20 protein-coding genes are annotated in these 25,242 nt (G+C 63.9%); all 20 read left to right on the top strand.

Features of this window, described 5'->3' with window-relative positions; translation table 11 throughout:
- Positions 1 to 415 precede the first annotated feature (415 nt).
- The 20 genes from rsmH to V1292_RS00955 all read left to right on the top strand — a co-directional run bounded on the left by rsmH (position 416) and on the right by V1292_RS00955 (position 25,078).
- Positions 416 to 1,411 (top strand): 16S rRNA (cytosine(1402)-N(4))-methyltransferase RsmH, encoded by a 996-nt coding sequence (rsmH, locus tag V1292_RS01055; protein WP_334369917.1) that lies wholly within the window; start codon positions 416 to 418, stop codon positions 1,409 to 1,411.
- A gap of 2 nt (positions 1,412 to 1,413) precedes the next feature.
- Entirely contained in the window at positions 1,414 to 1,806 is a 393-nt protein-coding gene (ftsL, locus tag V1292_RS01050; protein WP_057847016.1) for a cell division protein FtsL, read from the top strand.
- Entirely contained in the window at positions 1,803 to 3,557 is a 1,755-nt protein-coding gene (locus V1292_RS01045; protein ID WP_334369916.1) for a peptidoglycan D,D-transpeptidase FtsI family protein, read from the top strand. The genes ftsL and V1292_RS01045 overlap by 4 nt, the downstream gene beginning before the upstream one ends.
- Positions 3,558 to 3,720: 163 nt before the next feature.
- Positions 3,721 to 5,178 carry a UDP-N-acetylmuramoyl-L-alanyl-D-glutamate--2,6-diaminopimelate ligase gene (locus tag V1292_RS01040; RefSeq protein WP_334369915.1) on the top strand — a complete coding sequence of 486 codons (1,458 nt, stop codon included), beginning with the start codon at positions 3,721 to 3,723 and terminating at the stop codon, positions 5,176 to 5,178.
- Positions 5,175 to 6,557, top strand: a complete 1,383-nt coding sequence (locus V1292_RS01035) for a UDP-N-acetylmuramoyl-tripeptide--D-alanyl-D-alanine ligase (RefSeq protein ID WP_334369914.1) — start codon at positions 5,175 to 5,177, stop codon at positions 6,555 to 6,557. Before V1292_RS01040 ends, V1292_RS01035 begins: the two co-directional genes overlap by 4 nt.
- A 184-nt stretch (positions 6,558 to 6,741) precedes the next feature.
- Positions 6,742 to 7,848: a phospho-N-acetylmuramoyl-pentapeptide-transferase gene (mraY, locus tag V1292_RS01030; RefSeq protein ID WP_057847013.1), complete on the top strand. Its 1,107-nt coding sequence runs from the start codon at positions 6,742 to 6,744 to the stop codon at positions 7,846 to 7,848.
- 109 nt (positions 7,849 to 7,957) lie between these two features.
- Positions 7,958 to 9,358, top strand: coding sequence for a UDP-N-acetylmuramoyl-L-alanine--D-glutamate ligase (murD, locus tag V1292_RS01025; RefSeq protein ID WP_334369913.1), 1,401 nt, complete (start codon positions 7,958 to 7,960; stop codon positions 9,356 to 9,358).
- A 68-nt stretch (positions 9,359 to 9,426) separates the two neighbouring features.
- Positions 9,427 to 9,753: a hypothetical protein gene (locus V1292_RS01020; RefSeq protein WP_334369912.1), complete on the top strand. Its 327-nt coding sequence runs from the start codon at positions 9,427 to 9,429 to the stop codon at positions 9,751 to 9,753.
- A complete protein-coding gene (locus V1292_RS01015) occupies positions 9,737 to 10,057 on the top strand; it encodes a nucleotidyl transferase AbiEii/AbiGii toxin family protein (RefSeq protein ID WP_334369911.1) in 321 nt (106 codons plus the stop codon). The genes V1292_RS01020 and V1292_RS01015 overlap by 17 nt, the downstream gene beginning before the upstream one ends.
- Before the next feature lie 74 nt (positions 10,058 to 10,131).
- The gene (locus V1292_RS01010; protein ID WP_334369910.1) at positions 10,132 to 11,580 is read left to right on the top strand and encodes a DUF5107 domain-containing protein; all 1,449 of its coding nucleotides are present in this window, start codon (positions 10,132 to 10,134) and stop codon (positions 11,578 to 11,580) included.
- Between the two features lie 229 nt (positions 11,581 to 11,809).
- Positions 11,810 to 12,961 carry a putative lipid II flippase FtsW gene (ftsW, locus tag V1292_RS01005; protein WP_334369909.1) on the top strand — a complete coding sequence of 384 codons (1,152 nt, stop codon included), beginning with the start codon at positions 11,810 to 11,812 and terminating at the stop codon, positions 12,959 to 12,961.
- Between the two features lie 38 nt (positions 12,962 to 12,999).
- Positions 13,000 to 14,100, top strand: a complete 1,101-nt coding sequence (gene murG / locus V1292_RS01000; protein ID WP_334369908.1) for an undecaprenyldiphospho-muramoylpentapeptide beta-N-acetylglucosaminyltransferase — start codon at positions 13,000 to 13,002, stop codon at positions 14,098 to 14,100.
- A 157-nt stretch (positions 14,101 to 14,257) separates the two neighbouring features.
- Positions 14,258 to 15,661, top strand: coding sequence for a UDP-N-acetylmuramate--L-alanine ligase (gene murC / locus V1292_RS00995; protein ID WP_334369907.1), 1,404 nt, complete (start codon positions 14,258 to 14,260; stop codon positions 15,659 to 15,661).
- 322 nt (positions 15,662 to 15,983) lie between these two features.
- Positions 15,984 to 16,910: a UDP-N-acetylmuramate dehydrogenase gene (gene murB, locus V1292_RS00990; RefSeq protein WP_334369906.1), complete on the top strand. Its 927-nt coding sequence runs from the start codon at positions 15,984 to 15,986 to the stop codon at positions 16,908 to 16,910.
- Between the two features lie 134 nt (positions 16,911 to 17,044).
- Positions 17,045 to 18,037 (top strand): D-alanine--D-alanine ligase family protein, encoded by a 993-nt coding sequence (locus V1292_RS00985; protein ID WP_334369905.1) that lies wholly within the window; start codon positions 17,045 to 17,047, stop codon positions 18,035 to 18,037.
- A gap of 309 nt (positions 18,038 to 18,346) precedes the next feature.
- A complete protein-coding gene (locus V1292_RS00975; protein WP_334369904.1) occupies positions 18,347 to 19,336 on the top strand; it encodes a cell division protein FtsQ/DivIB in 990 nt (329 codons plus the stop codon).
- Positions 19,333 to 20,652: a cell division protein FtsA gene (gene ftsA / locus V1292_RS00970; protein ID WP_065749606.1), complete on the top strand. Its 1,320-nt coding sequence runs from the start codon at positions 19,333 to 19,335 to the stop codon at positions 20,650 to 20,652. The genes V1292_RS00975 and ftsA overlap by 4 nt, the downstream gene beginning before the upstream one ends.
- An 88-nt stretch (positions 20,653 to 20,740) precedes the next feature.
- Positions 20,741 to 22,546 carry a cell division protein FtsZ gene (gene ftsZ / locus V1292_RS00965; RefSeq protein ID WP_334369903.1) on the top strand — a complete coding sequence of 602 codons (1,806 nt, stop codon included), beginning with the start codon at positions 20,741 to 20,743 and terminating at the stop codon, positions 22,544 to 22,546.
- Positions 22,547 to 22,898: 352 nt separating this feature from the next.
- Positions 22,899 to 23,858: a UDP-3-O-acyl-N-acetylglucosamine deacetylase gene (lpxC, locus tag V1292_RS00960; protein WP_334369902.1), complete on the top strand. Its 960-nt coding sequence runs from the start codon at positions 22,899 to 22,901 to the stop codon at positions 23,856 to 23,858.
- A gap of 314 nt (positions 23,859 to 24,172) precedes the next feature.
- Positions 24,173 to 25,078, top strand: coding sequence for an outer membrane protein assembly factor BamD (locus V1292_RS00955; protein ID WP_334369901.1), 906 nt, complete (start codon positions 24,173 to 24,175; stop codon positions 25,076 to 25,078).
- Positions 25,079 to 25,242 lie beyond the last annotated feature (164 nt).

The raw sequence follows: 25,242 nt of genomic DNA, 5'->3' as shown, positions 1-25,242 counted from the left end.
CGGTGTCTAGAGCTTCGGTTCTGATTCAATCAGAACCGAAGCTCTAGATTCTTGTTTTGACGCGTTTTCTTCACGCGAACCGGTACCCACTTCGCTCGAAAACGCTATAGAAAGCGCGGAAAACCCGCGGCCGACCATCAACGCTTTCTTAACGCTAAGTGCCGTTACTAAGTGGTGAATAGCCGAACCGGGTTGGGGACGGCCGAGGCCCTCTTTCACGCTCGAAAATGCCATGGCAACCCAGCAAATTCCGTCGGGAAATGAGGGGTCGCGGGGCCGGGCGAGAGGCGGCCATCCCGCCTGTTCGCGGCCATCTGGCCGGAAAAGCCCGGCGAAGCGCAGAGATTTGAGGCGCAATGGGCCCGTTCGCGTCCAGTTTTCGTACCACAGACTGGAAAACGCCAGAGGACGGCGCATGACCCCGGTTGCGCCGCGCCACATCTCGGTGCTCGGCCGCGAGGCGGTCGAGATGCTCGATCCCAGGGACGGCGGCATCTATGTCGACGCGACCTTCGGCGCCGGCGGCTACAGCCGCGCGATTCTCGAGATTCCGGGAACACAGGTCATCGGCATCGACCGCGACCGGTCGGCGGTTGCCGGTGGGTTCGATCTGGTCGAGCAGTCCGGCGGCCGGCTGACCCTGGTCGAGGACCGATTCTCCAACCTTGCTGAAATCTGCGCGGCGCAAGGTGTGCCTGCGGTGGACGGCGTCGTGATGGACGTCGGCGTTTCCTCGATGCAGCTCGATCAGGCCGAGCGCGGCTTCTCGTTCCGGCTCGGCGGCCCGCTCGACATGCGGATGGGGCATGACGGCCCGACGGCGGCCGATGTGGTGGCGAAGGCCTCCGAGACCGACCTCGCCAATATCATCTATATCTTCGGCGAAGAGCGCCATTCCCGCGCGGTGGCGCGTGCCATCGTGGCGGCGCGGAAAGAGGCGCCAATTACGACCACGCAGGCGCTGGCCGATATCGTCGGCAGGGTGGTTCGCTCAAAGCCCAACGAGATTCATCCGGCGACGCGGACGTTCCAGGGCTTGCGGATCTTCGTCAACGCCGAGCTCGACGAGCTGCATCTGGCGCTGGCTGCGGCCGAGCGCGTGCTGAAACCCGGCGGGCGGTTGGCGGTCGTCTCGTTCCATTCGCTGGAAGACCGCATCGTCAAGGATTTCCTCAACGCGCGTGGCAAGGCTGGCGGCGGTTCGCGGCATTTGCCCGAAGTGGCGCAGGCGGCGCCGAGCTTTCAGATTCTGACGAAGCGTCCGGTCACCCCCGGTGAAGCCGAGCTTGCCGCCAATCCGCGCGCGCGTTCGGCAAAACTGCGCGCCGCCGAGCGCACCGCGGCGCCGGCGCATCCGGCCGGCCGCCTGCCGGCGTGGCCTACCCTTGCCGACGTGATGAGGGGAGGCTGATCATGCGGATCATCCACTTCCTCGTCATCGGCGTGCTGGTGTTCGCGGCTGCCTATGTCTACCGGATCAAGATGGAATCGACCGCCCGCGTCGAGCGCGTGCTGCGGCTCAACGCCGAGATACGCGAGCAGCGCGACGCGATTGCGGCGCTGCGCGCGGAATGGGCCAAGCTCGATGCGCCGCTGCGGCTGCAGGGACTTGCCGAGCGCCATCTCAGCCTGAAGCCGTTGGTCGCCACGCAATATGACCAGTTGAAGAATTTGCCGGAACGACCACCGGCCTTTGCAAGGCCGGGTGCGCCCGATCCGATCGGCGCGATGATCAACACTATCGAGGCTGCCGCCGAGGCGCCGCCCACAACCGGCTCCGTGCCCGCACCGGGAGATCAGCAATGACCGGCCGGGCGCTGACAAAGATGGCGCGAAAGCCCGCGGAACCGTGGCGGCGGCGGCTGATCCGCAGCCTGCTCTATGGGCGCAATGTCGACCGCGCCGTCAAGGCGCGGGCGCGCGTGGGGCTTGCGATCCTGCTGTTTGCGGCAATCTATGCGGTGCTGGCCGGACGTCTGGTGATGTTCGCCGTCGGCGCCGACAGCCACGGCGCCCGCCGTACCGCCTCGCAGGACGCGATTGCGACCGCGCGGCCCGACATCGTCGACCGCAACGGCGAGGTGCTGGCGACCGATGTCAAGGCGCCGAGCCTGTTCGGCGAGCCCAGGCGCATCATCGACAAGGACGAGGCGATCGAACTCTTGACCGCGGCGCTGCCGGACCTCGATACGGCAGAGGCACGCACGCGCCTGTCGTCGCGCAAGGGCTTTGTCTGGCTGAAGCGCGAAATCACGCCCAAACAGCAGCACGACATTCACAAGCTCGGCATTCCCGGCATCGGCTTCCTGCGCGAGAACAAGCGCGTCTATCCGACCGGCGCCGCGGTCGCGCATCTGATCGGCCTCGTCAACATCGACAATGCGGGCATCGCCGGGATGGAGAAATGGCTGGACAATAACGGTCTGGCCGACCTGCACCGCGCCGGCTTCGCCACCGATCGGCTGCAAAAGCCGGTGGAACTGTCGATCGACCTGCGCGTCGAACACGCGCTGCGCGACGAATTGTTGAAGGCGAAAGAGAAGTACAAGGCCAAGGCAGCTTCCGGCCTCGTCTCTAATGTCAGGACCGGCGAGATCGTAGCCCTGGTGTCGCTGCCGGATTTCGATCCGAACAATCCGAAAGAGGCGCACGACCCCGAGCGCATCAACCGCCTGACCACGGGCGTGTTCGAAATGGGCTCGACCTTCAAGGCGCTGACACTGGCGATGGCGCTGGATTCCGGCAAGGCCAACCTCAACACGCTCTATGACGGGCGCGGGACGCTGAAGTTCGGCAAGTTCACCATTCACGACACCCATCCGGTCGGCCGCGCGATCACGCTGTCGGAAGTGTTCACCTTCTCCTCCAACGTCGGCGCGGCCAAGATCGCGCTGGCGCAAGGCGTGGAAGCACACAAGGCATTCCTGAAAAAGCTCGGCCAGATGGACCGGCTGCGCACCGAGCTGCCGGAAAGCGCTTCGCCAATCGTGCCGAAGCGCTGGACCGAGCTCAACACCATCACGGCTTCGTTCGGCCATGGCATCGCGGTTGCGCCGCTGCAGGCGGTGATGGGCATCAATGCCTGCATCAATGGCGGTCTTTTGATTCCCCCGACCTTCCTCAAGCGGTCGGAAGAGGAGGCGCGGGCGATCGGCAAGAAGGTGCTCCGAACCGAAACCTCCGAGAAGATGCGCTATCTGATGCGGCTGAACGCCGAGATCGGAACCGCCAAGAAGGCCGACGTGAAGGGCTACTATATCGGCGGCAAGACCGGTACCTCGGAAAAGGTGGTCAACGGCCGCTATTCCAAGAAACAGGTGCTCAACTCCTTCACTGCGATCATCCCGGCCGACAATCCGCAGTATCAGTTGCTGGTCATGCTGGACGAGCCGAAGGCGCTGCCGGAAACCCATGGCTTCATCACCTCGGGCTGGAACGCGGTGCCGACCGGCGGCAAGGTGATTGCCCGCATCGGCCCTCTGCTGGGCATTGAGCCGCGCTTCGACCTGCCGCCGTCCGACCGCCTTATTCTTGCAGCATCGAAGACAACCCAGTAAGGCGTAGGAGGAGCATGATCCGGAAAAGTGGAGACCGGTTTTCCCTCGCGACAAACGCGAAGCGTTTGCGCGGAGATCATGCTCCCAAAATAGAGATAGATCATGATCCAAATCGGATCACGATCCACGTGCGCCAAACTGCGCTGGGCCGGACTGGAACAAGATGAAACTTCGCGACCTCTTCAGCGATGACGCTGCGATCGAGCCGCACGCGGAAGCTGTCGATGTGAAAGGCCTTGGCGCCGACAGCCGCGCGGTGAAGCCCGGTGATCTGTTCTTCGCGCTCGCGGGGACCAAAACCGACGGCGCGCGCTTCATTGATTCCGCGGTCAAGGCGGGCGCAGTTGCGGTAGCCGGCGAGCGTGTCTCTGCGGATGCCCGCGTTCCCTTCGTCGTCACGCCAAATCCGCGCCGCGCGCTGGCGCTGGCGGCGGCGCGATTTTATCCCCGTCAGCCCGCAACCATTGCGGCGGTGACCGGCACCAGCGGCAAGACCTCGGTCGCGGCGTTCACGCGCCAGATCTGGGAACGGCTCGGCCACGCTTCCGCCAGCATCGGCACCATCGGTCTGGTGTCGCAAAAGCGCACGGTCTACGGCTCGCTGACGACGCCGGATCCGATCGCGCTTCACAGGCAACTCGACGAGATCGCGGGCGATGGCGTGACGCATCTGGCTTTCGAAGCCTCCTCGCACGGGCTCGACCAGTTCCGGCTCGACGGCGTCCGCATTGCCGCCGGCGGCTTCACCAATCTCTCGCGCGACCACATGGATTATCATCCGGACGAGGCGCATTACCTCGCGGCCAAGCTGCGGCTGTTCCGCGATCTTGTCGCGCCTGATGGCGCGGCCGTGATTTCGGCCGATCATGATTGTTCGCAGCAAGTGATCGAGGCGGCGCAGGCGCGGGGTTTGCGGATCATCGCCGTCGGCGGCAATGCCGATGGTGCCGGTGAAGGCATCCGCCTTGTTGGCGTCACCGTCGAAGGATTCGCGCAAGATCTCGCGCTCGAACACCGCGGGCGCAACTACACGGTCAAGCTGCCGCTGGTTGGCGAATTCCAGATCGAGAATGCACTGGTCGCCGCAGGACTCGCGATCGGCACCGGCAGCGAGCCGGCCGCGGTGTTCGAGGCGCTCGAGCATCTCGAAGGCGCCAAGGGCCGGCTGGAGCGGGTCGGCGAACATAATGGCGCGCCGATCTTCGTCGATTACGCGCACAAGCCGGATGCGCTGGCCAAGGCGCTGCAGGCGCTGCGCCCCTACGCGAAGCGCAAGCTCGTCGTGATCTTCGGCGCCGGCGGCGACCGCGATGCCGGCAAGCGCCCGATCATGGGCGCGATTGCGGCCAAGAATGCCGATCAGGTCATCGTTACCGACGATAATCCGCGCAGCGAAAATCCGGCTGCGATCCGCGCCGCCATTCTGGCCGCGGCGAAGGGCGCAACTGAAATCGGCGATCGCGCGGAGGCGATCCGGGCGGGGATCGCGGCGCTGCAGCCTGGCGATGCATTGCTGATCGCCGGCAAGGGTCACGAGACCGGCCAGATCGTCGGCGACAAGGTCTTGCCGTTCAGCGATCATGAGGCGGTGGCGGCCGCGCTCGCAGCGAGGATGGCATGAACGCGACGCCATTGTGGACGATTGCCGAGATTGCGCGCGCGCTGGGGCTGTCGGGCGATTATCCGGACACGCCGATTGATTTCGTCACGCAGGACAGCCGGCTGGTGAAGCCCGGAAGCCTGTTCGTGGCGTTGAGCGGCACGCCGAGCGGCGGCTTCATCTCCAGTTTTGCCAGCGCCCGCGACGGCTGGGAATTCGCCGGCCAGGCCGAGGCGGCGGGTGCGGTGGCGATGATCGTTCCGCACGCCATCGACGGCGTCCGCGTTCCGCAGTTGATCGTCAAGGATACGCTGATCGATGGCTTGTGGGCGCTGGCGCGCGCGGCGCGGGCGCGCTTTGCCGGCCCGGTGATCGGGCTCACCGGCAGCGCCGGCAAGACCAGCACCAAGGAATTCCTCGCCGCCTATCCTGCCGCCTATGCGAGCCCAAGCAGCTTCAACAATTTTTGGGGCGTGCCGCTGACGCTGTGCAATGCCAGCCCGCAAGCGAGCGTGTGGGTGGTCGAGATGGGCATGAACCAGACCGGCGAGATCGCGCGGCTGAGCGAGCTGACAAAGCCGACGGTGGCGCTGGTGGTGAACGTGCAGCCGGTGCATCTGGAAAAGCTCGGCAGCCTGGAGGCGATCCGGCGTGAGAAGGTGAGCATCGCGCAGGGCTTGCCGAAAGATGGCGTGCTGGTATTGCCTGATGATGTCCTTGCGCCGGAATGGAACGGCAAGGTGATCCGCTTCGGTGAAGGTTCGGATATTCACGCATTGAGGCATACCGCCCGGGGCGAGAGCTGGAACGTCGCCGCGCAGGTGAACGGCAGCCGGATCGAATTCGGCCTGACGCCCGGTGCGCCGCATCGTCTGCAGAACGCGTTGGCCGCGCTGGCGTCGATCCACGCTGCGGGGCTCGATCCGGCGGCGCTGGCGAAGGAACTCGGCGATGTCGGTATCATGACCGGCCGCGGCGTGGAGCAGACGGCCCACGGCGTGACCGTGATCGACGACAGTTTCAACGGTAACCCGGCCAGCATGGTGGCCGCGCTCGGCAGCCTGAAGGCGCGGCCGGTGACATCAGGCCGGCGTATTGCCATTCTCGGCGACATGCTGGAATTGGGCGCTGATGCGCCGGCCTATCACACAAAACTCGCGAAGGACCTGCCGGGCCTCGACGGCATCTACTGCGTCGGCCCGTTGATGCGCCATCTGTACGACCTCGTGCCGGCGGAGCGGGCGCTCGGCTGGCACGAAGACCCGGCGACGCTTGATCCCCAACAAATCGCCGCATTGCTGCGGGACGGGGACGTCGTGGTGGTCAAGGGCAGCAAAAAAATGTTCTGGGTGAACAAGTTTGTGCCCCGGCTGCTGGCCGCCTTGCAGGCAAAGGCGTAAGCTGGCCGCACCCGGCGTGCCCGTTGCTTTCGCGAGAGGCGATTCGTCAATACCCCATGCATGACCAAGATTTGCTTGGTTTGAGGATGAAAACGATTATCAAGGCGTTCCCGGAACGAACGCGTTCCCGGAGCGCTTGCCGCCAAAGGCGGCGCAACCAAGTCGCGTGATAGGGCCTACCTGAATGTTTTACTGGCTGATCGAGCTTTCCAATACTGTTCCCGGTTTTGGCATCTTCCGCGGCTTCTTCAACGTGTTTCGCTACATCACCTTCCGCACCGGCGGGGCGATGGTGACAGGCGCGCTGTTCGTCTTCCTGTTCGGGCCCTGGATCATCGATCACTTGCGGCTCAGGCAGGGCAAGGGCCAGCCGATCCGCACCGACGGCCCGCAATCGCATCTGATCTCCAAGAAGGGCACGCCGACGATGGGCGGGCTGATGATACTGTCGGGCCTCGTGGTGGCGACGCTGCTGTGGGCCAATCCGCTCAACCCCTATGTCTGGATCGTGCTCGCGGTGACGCTCGGCTTCGGCTTCGTCGGATTTTACGACGACTATCTGAAGGTGACCAAACAGAGCCATAGCGGCTTTGCCGGCAAGCTGCGGCTTTTGATCGAAGCGGTGATTGCGCTCGCGGCCTGCTACGCGCTGGTGCGGCTCGGCCGCGATGCGACGTCGACGTCGCTTGCGGTGCCCTTCCTGAAGGACGTCGTGATCAATTTCGGCTGGTTCTTCGTGATCTTTGGCGCCTTCGTCATCGTCGGCGCCGGCAACGCGGTGAACCTGACCGACGGTCTCGATGGGCTGGCGATCGTGCCGGTCATGATCGCCGCCGCCAGTTTCGGTATGATCTCGTATCTGACCGGCAATGCGGTGTTCTCCGATTATCTGCAGATCCGCTACGTCGCCGGCACCGGCGAGCTTGCGGTGCTGTGCGGCGCGGTGCTTGGCGCAGGCCTCGGCTTCCTCTGGTTCAACGCGCCGCCGGCCTCGATCTTCATGGGCGATACCGGTTCGCTCGCGCTCGGCGGCATGCTCGGCGCCACGGCGGTTGCGGTGAAGCACGAGATCGTGCTCGCCGTGATCGGCGGGTTGTTCGTGCTGGAAGCCGTCTCCGTGATCGTGCAGGTGGCCTCGTTCAAGCTGACCGGAAAACGCGTGTTCCGGATGGCGCCGCTGCATCACCATTTCGAGCAGAAGGGCTGGACCGAACCGCAGATCGTGATCCGGTTCTGGATCATCTCGGTGATGCTGGCGCTCGCCGGCCTCTCCACGCTGAAGCTGCGGTGATAATCGTGCAGTTCCGCAATGGTCATTCCGGGGCGATGCGTCAGCATCGAACCCGGAATCTCGAGATTCCGGATTGCCGCTTCGCGGCCTCCGGAATGACTGCCCAATCATGATCCCTGTCACCTCCTTCGCAGGCAAAACGGTCGCCGTGTTCGGCCTCGGCGGTTCGGGCCTGGCGAGCTGCCACGCGCTGAAGGCCGGTGGCGCGGAAGTGATCGCGGGCGACGACAGCGCCGACAATGTCGCCAAGGCCGCACAAGCCGGTTTCACCACGGCCGATCTACGCACGGTGTCGTGGTCGAATTTCTCGGCCCTGATCCTCACCCCCGGCGCGCCGCTGACGCATCCGGCGCCGCATTGGTCCGTGCTGATGGCGCGGCAGGCTGGCATTGAGGTGATCGGCGACATCGAACTGTTTTGCCGGGAGCGCCGCCGTCACGCCCCGGATGCGCCGTTCGTTGCCATCACCGGCACCAACGGCAAGTCTACCACGACCGCCCTGATCGCGCATCTCATGACGGTCGCCGGCTACGATACCCAGATGGGCGGCAATATCGGCACCGCGATCCTCTCGCTGGAGCCGCCGCGGATGGGACGCGTGCACGTCGTCGAGATGTCGTCTTATCAGATCGACCTGGCGCCCTCGCTCGATCCCTCCGTCGGCATTCTCCTCAATGTCAGCGAAGACCATATCGATCGCCACGGCACGCTGGAAAACTATGCCGCCGTGAAGGCGCGGCTGGTTGCCGGCGTGCAGCCGCAGGGCACCTCCATCGTCGGCGTCGACGACATCTGGTGCCGCAACATCGCCGATCGCCTCAACCAGGCGGGAAAGCGCGTGGTGCGGATCTCCGTAAAAAACCCGCTGCCCGACGGCGTCTATGTCGAGCGCGAAACCGTCGTGCAGGCCTCCGGCGGCGCGCGCAACGAGGTTGCAAGGCTTGGCGGCATCGGTTCGCTGCGCGGCCTGCACAACGCGCAGAACGCGGCATGCGCTTCGGCCTGCGCGCTGGCGATGGGCATCTCCACCGATACGCTGCAAAACGGCCTGCGCAGCTTTCCGGGGCTGGCGCACCGCATGGAGCAGGTCGGCCGCCGCGGCAACGTGCTGTTCGTCAACGACTCCAAGGGCACCAATGCCGACGCCGCCGCGCATGCGCTGTCGTCGTTCACTGACATCTTCTGGATCGCCGGCGGCAAGCCGAAGCAGGGCGGCATCACGGGGCTGACGGAATACTTTCCGCGCATCCGAAAAGCCTATCTGATCGGCGAAGCCGCGCAGGAGTTTGCGGGAACGCTGGGCGAGCGCGTGCCGCACGAGATTTCGGAGACGCTCGATGTGGCAGTGGCCAACGCGGCGCGCGACGCCGAAGCGTCCGGGCTTGTCGATCCCGTGGTGCTGTTGTCGCCGGCCTGCGCCTCGTTCGACCAGTACCGCAATTTCGAAATCCGCGGCACCAAGTTTCGCGATCTGGTGACGGCGCTGCCGGGCGTGAAGCCGGTGGTGTGAGGGCCGAACATTCGGCTCCACTTGGGCCTGACTGGCTTAGTTTGGCGGCTCGTGCTAAACTTATTGCCATGGAAACTTCACTGACCCGCGACCTCCCTAAGGAGTTTTTGTCTGATCTGGAGAGGAAGTTTTTTTGGTGGGAGCCTGTTGGTCCTCAGCCCCGCTCGGATATCAGGATTCTCGCCCAGGCGATGAGCATGGCGGGTTTTGAGGAGGTGAGGCGGTTGGAGCAGATGGTTGGCCACGATCGACTTGCCGAAACGATGCTTCAGGCGCAGCCGGGGTGGATCGATGAGCGGTCATGGGAGTTTTGGCGTGGCCGCTTGATGCGCGCAACCAGCCGCCAGATACCCGACGCCGCTCCGGTGAGGTCGTTCGATGCCGGATCAGTTTGAACCCCGCATCGAAGACCTGCTTGCCACCAAGCTGAAGGCGATTCTGGATCGCGCTGAAGCCAAGGATTATCGCGACATTTCTGCAATGCTCTCCGCAGGTGTTTCGCTGGAAAAGGCGTTGGGGGCGTTTGCGGTAAACTATCGACGAGATCCCGCACTTCCTCTCAAAGCCCTCGGTTTCTTCAAGGACGGTGACTTGCCGTCCCTTCCTAAAGCCGATCAGGATCTGCTCCGCGCGGCGCGAGACCGGGTTTCCGACGTGCCCGAGGTGCCGATGTTGAAGGGATTGCGCTCGGCTGAATGAGCCGGCATGGCACAACTTCGAAATTGCCGCGGGCGTGTTGGATGGTCGCTCCTGCTCATTCGAAGGCGTCGTAAATGGCAACTCATGCTCCTGCACGTACCGGCGTTGGTTTTGCGTTTGCAATAGTTTCCGCGACCTTCGCGTTTCATTCCGCCGTGGATGCGGCTTCGCAGCTATCCGACAGCGTGTCTCTCAGCGAATCGACGATTTCGTGGAGCACTGTCCAGTACGCGACATCTGCGGAGAATGGACTCGTCAGCGGGTCGCTCGACGAGAAGACCATTGTCGATCGCACGTTCAAGACCTACGTGCTCGAGAATCGTTATCTGAAGGTAACGCTCTTGCCTGAATTTGGCGGACGCATTCTTTCCATCATCTACAAGCCGACTGGTCACGAACAACTTTATCGCACCGAGGTAGGCGTGCCTTACGGGATGAAGGCCGGCAACTTCTATTACGACTGGCTGATGGTGTATGGCGGCATCTTCCCCACATTTCCCGATCCCGAGCACGGCAAGACGTGGCTGAAGCCGTGGGACTTTAAGGTCGTGAAGGAGAGTGCCGGCGAAGTGACGGTATCGATGTCGCTCAAGGATGATTTTGCGTACTCGGCGGCGCCTACGCAGTTTCTCAAGGGATCGACGGGTGTCGAAGCGACTTACTACGTCACGCTGAAAGCCGATCGCGCTGCGCTTGATGCGCGCGTGGTGCTGAAAAACTCGCAACCCCAGGCGATCGATTACGAGTACTGGACGTGCACGACACTCGCGCCGGGCTCCGACCCAAAGAACCCCAAGACGACCGGCGGCGCCGAAATCATCGCGCCAATACAGGCCTACAGTACGCCCGGCTGGTCGAGCAATCTGTCCGATGGCGACGAGAGCGCCGGCACGGGCAAGAGCCGTTTCGAAAAACTGCGCTACTTCAGGAACTGGCCGACGATGGGCATCGCCTACGCGGCGCCCGACATGCAGGGCAGGAATTTCTGGGGTGTGATCAACCACGACAACGAAGAGGGGATCATCCGCATCGCTGACAATACCGTCACGCGGGGTTTGAAGATGTGGACGTGGGGATTTCCGTCGTTCACGAATGAAACCGACGCACGCAAGGACCCGAACGAAGCGCGGCCGTACGTCGAATTGTGGGCGGGCGTGTCGGACCAGTTCTTCCACCGCGCCAAGCTTCCCGCGCGCGGCGAAGTGTCTATACCGGAAACCTACAGCCCGACCGTCGGCATGAGCAACGTGACGCATGCGAACGAGAACATTCTGATCAATTTTTCGGCCGTGGCGTCCGGCGTGAATCTTCAGTTCTTCAGTATCGAGCCGGCGACGCCGCTGCGCGTCACGTTAAGGCGCGGCGATACGATTTTGTTCGACAACGCCGTGGAAGCCGACCCGAAGAACGGAAATCGCATTTCTGCGCCGATCCCTGCAGGCGGCAGCGGCGATCAGGTGCGGCTGACCATCGCGACCGCGGAAGGTAAAGAGCTGATCGCGGCCGAGACAAGGACAAAGTGAAACCTTGCCGACCGCAATCGTGTCCCGGACGCGTTGCGGCATGTAATGCCGCTACGCAGGGCCGGGACCCACGCTTCCATGGGCCCCCGCCTGGCAGCGCACCGCTCCGCGCTGCGCCGCATCCGGGGCACGAGTGCGCTGCTTCGTTCAATCATCTGCAATTCATTAACCCCCCATAAACCATCCTGCGCCACCAATGGTCGTTACCTCTGCCATTTTGGGGACGCCCATGCTCGCCCGTGACCAACGCACCCCGTTTTCGGACTGGTGGTGGACCGTGGATAAGCTGCTGCTTGGCGCGATCATGGCGCTGATGCTGGGCGGCGTCATCCTGTCGCTGGCGGCGAGCCCGCCGGTGGCGACGCGGATCGGGCTTGATCCGTTCCACTTCTTCAGCCGGCACATGCTGTTCCTGTTGCCGTCTCTGCTGGTGCTGATTGGGGTATCGTTCCTGTCGCCCAGGCAGATCCGCCGTCTTGCGCTATTGGTGTTCGTGGTGAGCGTTCTCTTGATCGTGGCGACGCTCGTCTTCGGTGCGGAGGTGAAGGGATCGCGGCGCTGGATCACGCTGCTCGGCGTCAACATCCAGGCCTCCGAATCCGCCAAGCCCGCCTTCGTCGTAATGGCGGCGTGGCTATTTGCGGAATCGACCAAGCGGCCGGAAATGCCGGCGACCTCGATGGCGATGGTGCTGCTGCTGACGTTGGTGTCGCTGTTGGTGATGGAGCCGGATTTCGGCCAGACCATGCTGATCCTGATGGTGTGGGGCGCGTTGTTCTTCATCGCAGGCATGCGGATGATCTGGGTGGCCGGCCTAGCTGGCGTCGCGATGGCCGGGTTGTTCAGCGCCTATCTGCTGGTTCCGCACGTCGCGGGCCGCATCAGGCGCTTCCTGAATCCGGCCTCCGGCGACACCTTCCAGGTCGACATGGCGATGGAAGCGTTCTGGAACGGCGGCTGGTTCGGGCTCGGCCCCGGCGAAGGCATCGCCAAGCGCAGTCTGCCGGACAGCCACACCGACTTCGTGTTCGCGGTGGCGGCGGAAGAATTCGGCATCATCCTGTGCCTGGCGCTGGTTGGGCTGTTCGCCTTCGTCGTGATCCGCACGCTGACGCGGGCCTACGCGAGCGAGGACATGTTCTCGCGCTTTGCGGCGTCGGGACTTGCGATCCTGTTCGGCATGCAGGCTGCCATCAACATGGCGGTCAATCTGCAACTGATCCCCGCCAAGGGCATGACGCTGCCCTTCATCTCCTATGGCGGCTCGTCGATCATTTCGCTGGCTTATGGCGTCGGCATGATGCTGGCGCTGACGCGGCAGCGCCCGCGCACCGAAGTGGAATCGATGAACGCGGCCGGCGTGGCGCGGGGCTACGCCTGAGGGCGTGACTAGCGCTGCGGCGTCGGCTATTTGAAGCCATGGACAACACGCCTCTCATTCTGCTGGCTGCCGGCGGCACCGGCGGCCATTTGTTTCCCGCCGAAGCGCTCGGGGTTGAGCTCATCAAGCGGGGCTTGCGCGTGCGGCTTGCGACCGATGCCCGCGCGCTGCGCTATAGTGGGCTCTTTACCCGCGACAATATCGACGTGGTGCCGAGCGAGACCGTGCGCGGCCGTAATCCGTTGTCGCTGGCGCGAACCATTATCATGCTCGGCTACGGAACCGCCGTAGCGCTCAACCTGGTTCGGCGGCTGAAGCCCGCGGCCGTGGTCGGTTTCGGCGGCTATCCGACGCTGCCGCCCTTGATCGCCGCACGGCTGCTCGGCGTGCCCGCCATCATTCATGATGCCAACGCCGTGCTCGGCCGCGCCAACCGTTTTCTCTCCAAGCGCGTCAACGCAATCGCGACCTCGCTGCCCGGCGTGCTCGATCGCGATCCCTCGCTCGCGGGAAAGACGACCACGGTCGGCACGCCGATGCGCCCGGCGATCCTTGCCGCCGCCGCGCAGCCGTTCGCGTCTCCGGAACCGAACGGGCCGCTGCGCTTGCTGGTGGTCGGCGGCAGCCAGGGCGCGCGGGTGATGAGCGACATCGTGCCGGGTGCGATCGAACGGCTCGAGCCGGTGCTGTGGAGCCGCATCGCCCTGACGCAGCAGGTGCGCGAGGAAGACATGGCGCGGGTACGGGCCATCTACGACCGGCTCAAGATCAAGGCCGAGCTCGCGCCGTTTTTTACCGACCTGCCGGCGCGGCTGGCGTCCAGCCATCTCGTGGTCTCGCGCTCCGGTGCCGGCACCGTGGCGGAACTCGCCGCGATCGGCCGGCCGTCGATTTTGGTGCCATTGCCAGGGGCGATCGACCAGGACCAGTTCGCCAATGCCGGCGTATTGGCGAAGGTGGAAGGCGCTTTGCGGATTCCGCAAGGAGAATTCACGCCCGACCGGCTGGCCGCCGAAATCTCTGCCTTTGCTGCCGAGCCCGCCCGGCTGACCGCGATGGCCGCCGCCGCCCGCCAGGTCGGCCGGCTCGATGCCGCGGAACGGCTGGCCGATCTGGTCATGAAAACGGCCGGAATTTGACGTCGACGGTGGCCCAAAAAGCGCTTGTCATGCCCCGCGAAAGCGGGGCATCCAGTATGCCGCGGCGCCTGATTTGAGCCTTGGCTCTTAGGAATACTGGCTTCGCGGAGTACTGGATCGCCCGCTTTCGTTGGCGATGAAGGCCAAGGACATACCCATGAGACTGCCGCGCGAGATCGGACCCATTCACTTCGTCGGGATCGGCGGCATCGGCATGAGCGGCATCGCCGAAGTGCTCGTCAATCTCGGCTACACCGTGCAGGGCTCGGACGCCTCCGAAAGCGGCAATGTCGCGCGGCTGCGCGAGAAGGGCGTTAAGGTCTCGGTCGGCCACGAGGCCGAGAATGTCGACGGCGCCGACGTGGTCGTGGTCTCGACCGCGATCAAGCGCGACAATCCCGAACTGATGGCGGCTCGCGCGCAGCGCATCCCGGTAGTGCGTCGCGCCGAAATGTTGGCCGAACTGATGCGGCTGAAAAGCTGCGTCGCCATTGCCGGCACCCATGGCAAGACCACGACGACATCGATGGTCGCGGCGCTGCTCGATGGCGGCAATCTCGACCCGACCGTGATCAATGGCGGCATTATTAACGCCTATGGCACCAATGCGCGGCTGGGAGCGGGCGACTGGATGGTGGTGGAAGCCGACGAGAGCGACGGCACGTTTTTGAAACTGCCGACCGACGTCGCCATCGTCACCAATGTCGATCCCGAGCATCTCGATCATTTCAAGACCTTCGAGGCGATCCAGGACGCGTTCCGCAATTTCGTCGAGAACGTGCCGTTCTACGGCTTTGCGGTGATGTGCAGCGATCACCCGGTGGTGCAGAGCATCGTCGGCCGGATCGAGGATCGCCGCATCATCACCTACGGCGAAAACCCGCAGGCCGATGCGCGGCTGATGGACCTGACGCCGATCGCCGGCGGATCGAAGTTCAAGGTTGCCATCCGCAACCGCAAGACGGAGGCCACGCACGAGATAACGGACATCGTGCTGCCGATGCCGGGCCGGCACAACGCGTCGAATGCCACCGCGGCGATCGCGGTGGCGCACGAACTCGGCATTTCAGACGAAGCGATCCGCAAGGCAATCGCGGCATTCGGCGGCGTCAAGCGGCGCTTCACCCGTACAGGGGAGTGGAACGGCGTTACCGTGATCGACGACTATGGCCATCATCCCGTCGAGATCGCTGCAGTGTTGAAGGCCGCGCGTGATTCCTACGCCGGTAAGATCATCGCCGTGGTGCAGCCGCATCGCTTCACCCGCCTGCAATCGCTGTTCGAGGAATTCTGCACCTGCTTCAATGATGCCGATGCGGTTATCGTCGCCGAGGTCTATCCGGCCGGCGAGGCGCCGATCGAAGGCATCGACCGCGACCATTTTGTGCTCGGCCTGCGCGCGCATGGCCATCGTGAAGTGATCCCGTTGCCGAGTTCGACGGAACTGGCAAAAGTCGTCCGCGGCATCGCCAACCCCGGCGACCTCGTCGTCTGCCTAGGGGCCGGCAACATCACGCAATGGGCCTACGCACTGCCCGGCGAATTGACGGCGTTGGGGTGATGATGATTACTATCGCTGCGGAGGTTGAAGGGACGCGTAGCTACGAAGGCCGGCGTGTGCGGCTACCCCTCTCCCTAACCTCGAGAGCGAGCTTCGCTCGCCTCGGACCCCGCAAGGGGAGAGGGAACCCTGCCGCTGGTGCCTCCCTAACCCAAACCAAAGAGATCAAGGTACCGTTTCCTGTGACGCAGTGTGAGGTGAGCACGCTGTTCGGGCTCCCTCCCCCCTTGCGGGGGAGGGTTGGGGAGAGGGGTAAGCCCCGGGCGGTGGCGTCAGACGCAACGCGATGCAGTCTCAAATATCGCGAGACGATTGGCGCGACATGACCTTTCCCGATATCACGCCCGATCTGAAAGCCGCGATGCCGCAATTGCGTGGGCGGCTGCTGGCTAACCAGTCGCTGGCCGAATTGACCTGGTTTCGCGTCGGCGGGCCGGCGCAGGTGTTGTTCACGCCGGCGGATGAAGACGATCTCGCGTATTTCTTAAAGCTGCTTCCGAAGGAATTGCCAGTCTACGTCGTCGGCGTCGGCTCCAACCTGATCGTGCGCGACGGCGGCATGCCGGGCGTGGTGATCCGGCTGTCGCCGCGGGCGTTTGGCGAGACCAGGGCCGAGGGCGAGGGCGATATCGTGAGCGCCGGCACAGCCGCGCTCGACAAGCGCGTGGCGGAAACGGCGGCGGCGGCCGGCATCGGCGGCATGGAATTCTTCTTCGGCATTCCCGGCAGCATCGGCGGCGCGTTGCGGATGAATGCCGGCGCCAATGGAAGCGAGACCAGGGACGTGCTGATCGAGGCGACCGGCATCGGCCGCGACGGTACGAAGCATGTCTTCTCCAATGCCGACATGAAGTTCGTCTATCGCAACAGCGGCGTCGACCCCTCAGTCATTTTCACCTCCGCGCGCTTCCGCGGGCAGATCACGGACGCCGAAGCCATTCGCGCCCGGATGAACGAGGTACAGAGCCATCGCGAAACCGCGCAGCCGATTCGCGAAAAGACCGGTGGCTCCACCTTCAAGAATCCGCCCGGCAACAGCGCGTGGAAGCTGATCGACGCCGCCGGCTGCCGCGGGCTTCGCGTCGGCGGGGCGCAGGTCTCGGAAATGCACTGCAATTTCCTCATCAACACCGGCAACGCCACCGGGCATGATATTGAAACGCTGGGCGAAACCGTGCGCGAGCGGGTTAAAGCGAATTCTGGCGTAGAGCTGCACTGGGAAATCAAGCGGATCGGGATTTCGGTCTAGTCGTCATTCCGGGGCGATGCGAAGCATCGAACTATGATGTGCTATTGCACATCAGAGAATCTCGAGATTCCGGGTCTGCTCCTTCGGAGCATCCCGGAATGACCGATAGCCGAATGACGGATAGGTAAAGGCTGATGCGAACGACCATTCTCTTTGGCGGCACCAATAAAGAGCGGCTGGTTTCGGTGGCGACCGCGCAGGCGCTGCACCGCGCGTTGCCGGAAGCCGATCTCTGGTTCTGGCATGTGGCAGACACCGTTCACGAGGTCAGTTCAAAGGCGCTGCTCGAGCATTCGCGTCCCTTCGAGGATGAATTCAAGCCGGGCAACCGCGGCATCGCGCTGGAAGCGGCGCTCGACAAGGCGACCGCGGAAGACCGTGTGCTGGTGCTCGGGCTGCACGGCGGCCGTGCCGAGAACGGCGAGCTGCAGGCGATGTGCGAAATGCGCGGCATTCCCTTCACCGGGTCCGGCTCGGCGTCGTCGAACCTCGCTTTTGACAAGGTCGCAGCGAAACGGTTTGCGGCAATTGCCGGTGTTGCGGCTCCGGCCGGCGTCGCCCTGGAAAACCTTGACGCAGCGTTTGCCGAATATGGCAGGCTGATCGCAAAGCCGGCGCGAGACGGTTCGAGCTACGGCCTGATCTTCGTCAACGCCAACCAGGACCTGGTCGCGGTGCGCAACGCCGCTAGAACCGAAGAATATGTGATCGAGCCCTTCATCGCCGGCGTCGAAGCAACCTGCGGCGTGCTGGAGCAATCGGATGGCATGTTGATGTCGCTGCCGCCGATCGAGATTGTCCCGGGGGAGGGCACCTTCGACTACACGGCCAAATATCTGCTCAAATCGACTCAGGAGATCTGCCCGGGGCGCTTTTCTCCTGACATCACTAAGCAACTGCAGGATCAGGCGCTGCGGGCGCACAAAGCGCTCTCCTGCAGCGGCTATTCCCGGACCGACTTCATCGTCTCCGCGAACGGGCCGGTTTACCTCGAAACCAACACCTTGCCGGGGCTGACTGCGGCCTCACTCTACCCGAAGGCGCTCAAGGCCCAGGGGATCGAGTTTCCGGATTTCCTGCGTGATCAGATCGCCTTGGCCGAACGCCGCAGCCGGGAATGGGCGTGACCGGCCCGGCCGCCTGTTAACAGGCCGTTAACCCGGAACTAACCTCGCCACGAGAATTGTTGCTAAAATCCTAAGAATTGTCCGGCAAACCACTCAAAAGACGGGCCAAAGCGCATCACCAGCCCCCCGTTTTTACACTTTGTTTACCAGGAAGAACGAAGGTTAACGCTGGCGGCGCATGTGGCGCTTGGCTGCCGGGGTGCGCTGTTCCGACTTCAGGTCAGCACTTAAGTCCGGCTACGCCGAGACGTCATCTGGGCCAGGACCCGCAAAAAGCTTGCGGGAACAACACTTGGACAGGCTCGTGCAATGGATGGTGCAGGACGCCTCACGCGGTCGCTGAGATCGGTGGGGCCCCAGGCTGACCTGAAAGCAGCCGCTATTGGAGCGGTCGTGCTGCTGCGCGAGCGGCTGGGCCGTCGTGCCCGCGTCCCGGCGAAGCCTGTGATCGATCGCGAACCGTCGAATCGCCTGGTCCTGCTGGTCGAACGCTATCTGCCGAACCGTACCGGCATTGCCTTGACCGTTCTGATACTGCTCGGCAGCGCCGGCCTCGGCATCGTCAAGGGCGGTCATGTTGACGAATTCATGGTTGCGCTCAGCGATACCCGCAACGCGCTGGCCAATTCAGCCGGTTTCCGCATCACCGAGGTTGCCATCAACGGCCGCAAGCAGTTGAGCCAAGACGAGGTGCTCGCGATCGGCGGCGTCAATGGCCGCTCCTCACTGCTGTTCCTCGATGCCGCCACCCTGCGCGACAAGCTCAAGGCGAATCCGTGGATATCAGACGCGACCATCCTGAAGCTTTATCCCGGCCGGCTGCAGATCGACCTCGTCGAGCGCACCGCGTTCGCGCTGTGGCAGCAGGACGGACGGCTGTCCGTGATCTCCGAGGATGGCGCGGTGCTGGAGCCCTATGTGTCGCGCCGCTTCGTGACGCTGCCGTTGGTGGTGGGCAAGGGTGCCGATGTCAGGGCCCGTGATTTCCTCGCGCTGCTCGACCGCTATCCGCAGGTCCGCATCGCGACCAAGGCTGCAATCCTGGTCGGCGAACGGCGCTGGAATTTGCGGCTGAAGGACGGCCTCGACATTCGCCTGCCGGAGAACGACGTCGGCAACGCGCTTGCCATGTTGAGCAAGCTCGACAAGGAGGACAGGCTGTTCTCGCGCGACATCGTCGCCGTAGACATGCGCCTGCCGGATCGGCTGACGGTGCAATTGTCGGAAGACGCGGCCAAGGCCCGCGAAGAACTGTTCAAGGACAAGAAGACCAAGAAGAAGGCCGGTGATTCAGCATGACCGGCCTCGATCGCAACCAGACCCCGAAGACACGTCCCGTCGACCACAAGCGCACGGCGCTGGTGGCTTCACTCGATGTCGGCACCAGCAAGATCGCCTGCATGATCGCGCGGCTGAAGCCGTCGCCTCCGAGCGACGCGCTGCGCGGCCGCACCCATGCGGTGGAACTGATCGGCTACAGCCAGATCCAGTCGCGCGGCGTCAAGGCGGGCGCCGTGGTCGATCTTGCCGAATGCGAGCAGGCGGTGCGGCAGGCGGTGGCGCTGGCCGAGCGCATGGCCAAGGTCCGCGTTGAATCAATATTGCTGTCGGTTTCCGGTGGCCGGCTGCAGGGGCAGCTTGTCGAGGCGGCCGCCGATATCAGAGGCGGTGCGGTTACCGCCGATGACGTCACCCGGGTGACCTCCACCGGCATGCGCCACGCCACCGGCGAGGGCCGCACGGTGCTGCACGCGCTCCCGGTCGGTTACGCGCTGGACGGCGTCAAGGGCATCCGCGATCCCCGCGGCATGGTTGCGCGGCAGTTCGGCGTCGACATGCAAGTCGTGACGGCGGATGCCACCGTCGCCCGCAACCTGATGCTGGTGGTCGAGCGCTGCCACCTCAATGTCGAGGCCATGGCGGCGAGTCCTTATGTCGCAGGCCTGTCCGTGTTGACCGACGACGAGGCCGATCTCGGCGCCGCCGTGGTCGAAATGGGGGCCGGATCGACCACGATTGCGACCTATTCCGGCGGCCGCTTCGTGCACGCGAGCGGATTTGCGCTCGGCGGCCAGCACGTCACGATGGATCTTGCACGCGGCGTCGGCGCATGCATTGCGGATGCCGAGCGAATCAAGACGTTATATGGCACCGTGCTGACCGGCGGGTCCGACGCGCGCGAGCTGATGTCTGTACCGACTGCGGGCGAGGAACACGATGCGCCGCAGATCGTATCGCGCGCCACGATTGCCAACATCGTCCGGCATCGCGCCGAGGAGATTTTTGAAATGGTCCGGGACCGGCTCGCGGATTCCCCCTTTGCGGCAGAGCCGAGGGCGCGGGTTGTGTTGAGCGGCGGGGCTTCCCAGCTCACCGGCACCGTCGAACTCGCCACGCGCATTCTCAACCGGCCGGTCCGGATCGGCCGTCCGCTCGGTTTCGGCCGGCTGCCCAACGAGGCCAAGAGCGCTTCGTTCGCGGTTCCCACCGGCCTCCTGGTCTATCCGCAATACGCTCATCTTGAACACGTCGAACCGCGGCATACGCGGCAGCTCAAGACAGGGACAGACGGCTATTTTGGCAAGGTCGGACGATGGCTTCGGGAGGGCTTCTGATGACCGATCCTGTGACCAAACGATTTTCACCAAATCCCGCGGCCGCCGGCCGGGGCGAACCAACGCGCGCGTCGTAAGAGAGGCAACCATGGCACTCAATCTGACCCCCCCTGACATCAGCGAGCTGAAACCGCGGATTACCGTCTTCGGCGTCGGTGGAGCTGGCGGCAATGCCGTCAACAACATGATCACTGCCGGGTTGCAGGGGGTCGATTTCGTCGTCGCCAACACCGACGCGCAGGCGCTGACCATGTCGAAGGCCCAGCGCATCGTGCAGATGGGCACCCAGGTGACGCAGGGCCTCGGCGCGGGGTCCCAGCCTGATGTCGGCGCGGCGGCGGCGCAGGAAGTGATCGACGAGCTGCGCGACCATCTCTCGGGCGCCAACATGGTGTTCGTCACCGCCGGCATGGGCGGCGGCACTGGCACCGGCGCCGCTCCGGTGATTGCCAAGACCGCGCGCGACATGGGCATCCTCACCGTCGGCGTCGTCACAAAGCCGTTCCATTTCGAAGGCCAGCGCCGCATGCGCACCGCCGAGTCCGGCATCGCCGAGCTGCACAAGGTGGTCGATACGCTGCTGATCATTCCGAACCAGAACCTGTTCCGGGTCGCCAACGAAAAGACCACCTTCGCCGACGCCTTCGCGATGGCCGACCAGGTGCTCTATTCGGGCGTCGCCTGCATCACCGATCTCATGGTGAAGGAAGGCCTGATCAATCTCGACTTCGCCGACGTCCGCGCGGTGATGCGCGAGATGGGCAAGGCAATGATGGGCACCGGCGAGGCGACCGGCGAGAAGCGCGCGCTGACCGCGGCCGAAGCCGCGATCGCCAACCCGCTGATCGATGATTCTTCGATGAAGGGCGCGCGCGGCCTGTTGATCTCGATCACCGGCGGCAAGGACCTTACTTTGTTCGAAGTCGACGAAGCTGCGACGCGGATTCGCGAAGAAGTCGATCAGGACGCCAACATCATCGTCGGCGCCACCTTCGACGAATCGCTCGACGGCATCATCCGCGTCTCTGTCGTCGCGACCGGCATCGACCAGTCGCAGATTGCGCGCAACGCGGGCGCCGGCGCCGCTGCCACCACCACCACAACCACCGCCGCTGCCACGCCGTCTTCGCCGGACAACCGGCTGGCCGAACTGACCGCTCGCCTGCGCGCCGACAATGCGCGCCTGGCCGAACGCGCCCAGAAGCTCGAGCCTGCGGCTGGGCCGCAGGCGGTTGCTCCGGCTCCGGCACCTGCCGCAACGCCGGCGCAGCGCGGCAACGTCGAGCGCGCAGCGCTTGCCGCGATTGCCGCAGCGGTTGAGACGCCGCAACAGGCCCCGATCCAGCCAGCCTCCTATGGCGACGTCACGGTTCGCCCGATCGCGCAAAAGCCGACGCTGTTCCCGGATCACAAGGAGGCCGCCCGCGTCGAGCCAGAGGCGCCGGCGCCCGAAACCTTCATCCCGCAGGCGGCCGAACGTCCGCCCGCCCGTACGCCGCGGATGCCGAAGTTCGAGGATCTCCCGATGCCCGCCCAGGCCGAGATCCGGCACGCCCGCGGCGAGCCTGAGGAGGAGCACCCGCAGAAGACGCGGCTGTCGCTGCTGCAGCGGCTCGCCAATGTCGGCCTCGGCCGCCGCGACGAAGAGACCGAGCCGCCGATCGCGGCACGTGCCTCCGGCCCGTCGATGGCGCCACTGCCGCCACTCCCCGAACGCAAGCCGCAGCGCACCGTGGCCCAGCAAATGGCGAATCACGAACCGGTATCAGAGTACGCAAAACGCTCGGCGCCGCAGGGTCTGGACGCTCATGGTCGCCCGGCACCTGTTGCACCGGCGCCACAGGGCGACGACCATCTTGATATCCCGGCCTTCCTCCGACGCCAGGCCAACTGAGCTTTTGTTACAATCGAGGTGATCCAAGGGGCCCCGGCTGGAACAGTCGGGGCCCTTCTCTTTGGCCTGGTGCCGAGGTTCAGTGGATTGGCTAACCAACTGATTTTAAATCATTAATTATTCATTTCGTGATCCGATACCGAAGCTCGAACAGCGTCCGGCCGCGTCGGAGTTTGGTTAACCCTTGGCGCGAATGCGGCAGAGATAGGGTAACAATCCGTAAAGAAGCGTGAGTTGTGCACCTTAGGGCAATGACTATGGTCTGCCGTGACTTTGGGGATGCCTAGAACGCGAATCGGCGCTAGCGCGCGGTTCCCGTCTTTAGGTTAAGTCGGGTAGTGGGCAGTTATCGATGAAATTTAGCCGCCAAACCACGCTTCGGTCGCAAGCCACCGTAACGGGCGTTGGCGTTCATTCCGGATTGCCCGTCAGCCTGACGCTTGGACCTGCTCCCGTGGATGCCGGTTTTGTTTTTGTCCGTACCGGCCTGGATGAGGCCGACCGCGAGGTTCCCGCAGTAGCCGCCTCCGTCACCGCCACCGATCTTGCTACCGTTCTTGGCGACCGCGAAGGCCCGCTGGTTTCCACCGCCGAACATGTCCTTGCTGCCCTGCGCGGCATGGGTGTCGACAACGCCATCATCGAAGTCGATGGTCCCGAAGTTCCGATCATGGACGGCAGCGCGGCGGCTTTCGTTGCCGCTATCGACCAAGCCGGCATCGTCACCCAGTCGGCCTCCCGCCGCTTCATTCAGGTGCTGAAGCCGGTGCAGGTCGCGATCGGCGACAGTTTTGGCGAGTTGCGGCCGCATGGCAACGGGTTCCGCGTCGAGGTCGAGATCGACTTCGACAACGCCATGATCGGCTGCCAGAAATATTCCATCGATCTCAGCCCCGAAAGCTTCCGCCGCGAGATTTCCCGCGCCCGGACGTTTGGCTTCATGAACAACGTCGCGCGGCTCTGGAGCGCCGGTTATGCGCGTGGCGCCTCGTTTGAGAATACGGTGGTGTTCGACGAAACCCGCCTGCTCAACACCGAAGGGCTGCGCTTCAGCGACGAGTGCGCCCGCCACAAGGCGCTGGATGCGGTCGGTGATTTGACCCTGGCTGGTTTGCCGCTGCTCGGCGCCTACCGTTCGGTACGTGGCGGCCACAAGCTGAACCACGCCGTGCTGACCGCCCTGTTGGCCGATCGCAGCGCCTGGCGGGTGGTCGAGGCCGAACCGGCGCGCCGTCCCCGCGCTTATGTCGAGGCCGGCGCGGGCATGGTGGGCGGCATGATCGCCCCGGCCTATGGTCCCGACGTTTCCTGACTTTCGTCTTTGCAAAAGCTCTGAATTTTGAGCTACTTTGCGCCGCTTGGGCGCGTTTTCGGTGGTAACCACCGTGGTAACGTGGCCGTTCCGTCGCCTTAATCCGGGCGAATTGGCTGCGTATTCGGTTGGTCGAGGACCATTTTTCGGCTAGAGAAGCCCGCGGTAGCGCAAGGCGCCACGGGCCTTGAAGAATTGGGCACCATTGGGCTCAAGAAATTTGGGGCACGGGGAATATGACGTCCATGGCTGCGGTTCACGGACGGGCGGGCTCACTCATCAGTCGCATCACGGGGCGTCAGGTCACAAATTCCATGTCGGCACAGCGTATGACGCTCGAATCAGGCAAATCACTCGGGCGCTCCAGCCTCGCTCGCGCCGCACGCTCGTTGCGGCTGGCGGGCCTGATTGCGCTCGCCATTCCCTTGAGCGGCTGCGGCACCGGTGCGCTGTGGGACAAGTTCACCGCCAAGGACGACACCTTCAACGAGGAGCCGGCGGACAAGCTCTACAATGAGGGCTTGTACCTGATGAACCAGCGCAAGGATCTGAAGGCGGCATCGAAGAAATTCGAGGAGGTCGATCGCCAGCATCCTTACTCCGACTGGGCGCGCAAATCGCTCCTGATGTCGGCCTACTCCTTCTACAATGCCGGCGATTACGATAGCTGCATCGGCGCAGCGACGCGTTACGTCACGCTGCATCCCGGCAGCCCCGATGCGGCCTACGCGCAATATCTGATTGCGGCCTCGCATTACGACCAGATCCCGGACATCTCTCGCGACCAGGGCCGCACCGAAAAGGCGATCGCGGCGCTGGAAGAGGTGATTCGCAAATATCCGACCTCGGAATACGCCAACTCCGCCAAGGCCAAGCTCGAGGGCGCGCGCGACCAGCTCGCCGGCAAGGAAATGGACGTCGGCCGTTATTACATGGAGCGGCGCGACTACACCGCCGCCATCAACCGCTTCAAGACCGTGGTCACCCGCTACCAGACCACGCGGCATGTCGAGGAAGCGCTGGCGCGACTCACCGAGGCCTATATGGCGATCGGCATCGTTGGCGAGGCGCAGACCGCGGCAGCCGTACTTGGGCACAATTTTCCTGACAGCCGCTGGTACAAGGACGCCTATAATCTTGTAAAGTCGGGCGGTCTCGAGCCGAGCGAGAACAAGGGGTCCTACATTTCCAGGGCCTTCAAGAAGTTGGGTCTCGGGTAGTGGAGCGGATTTGACATTCGCTCGATACTTGCCGCGACTTCGTGAAGCGAATGTCAAATCCATAAAGCTCCACTACCAGCTTGATATTTGCTAGTGGTCCTTTTGATTCTAACATTCGCAAAAGTGGCTCCCCGGCGGGGAGCGAATGTTAGAACCGGACCACT

Origin of the sequence: Bradyrhizobium sp. AZCC 1719 (assembly GCF_036924525.1) — a bacterium.
In the GTDB taxonomy this organism is placed as follows: domain Bacteria; phylum Pseudomonadota; class Alphaproteobacteria; order Rhizobiales; family Xanthobacteraceae; genus Bradyrhizobium.
This window is presented reverse-complemented; position numbering and strand designations above follow the sequence as displayed.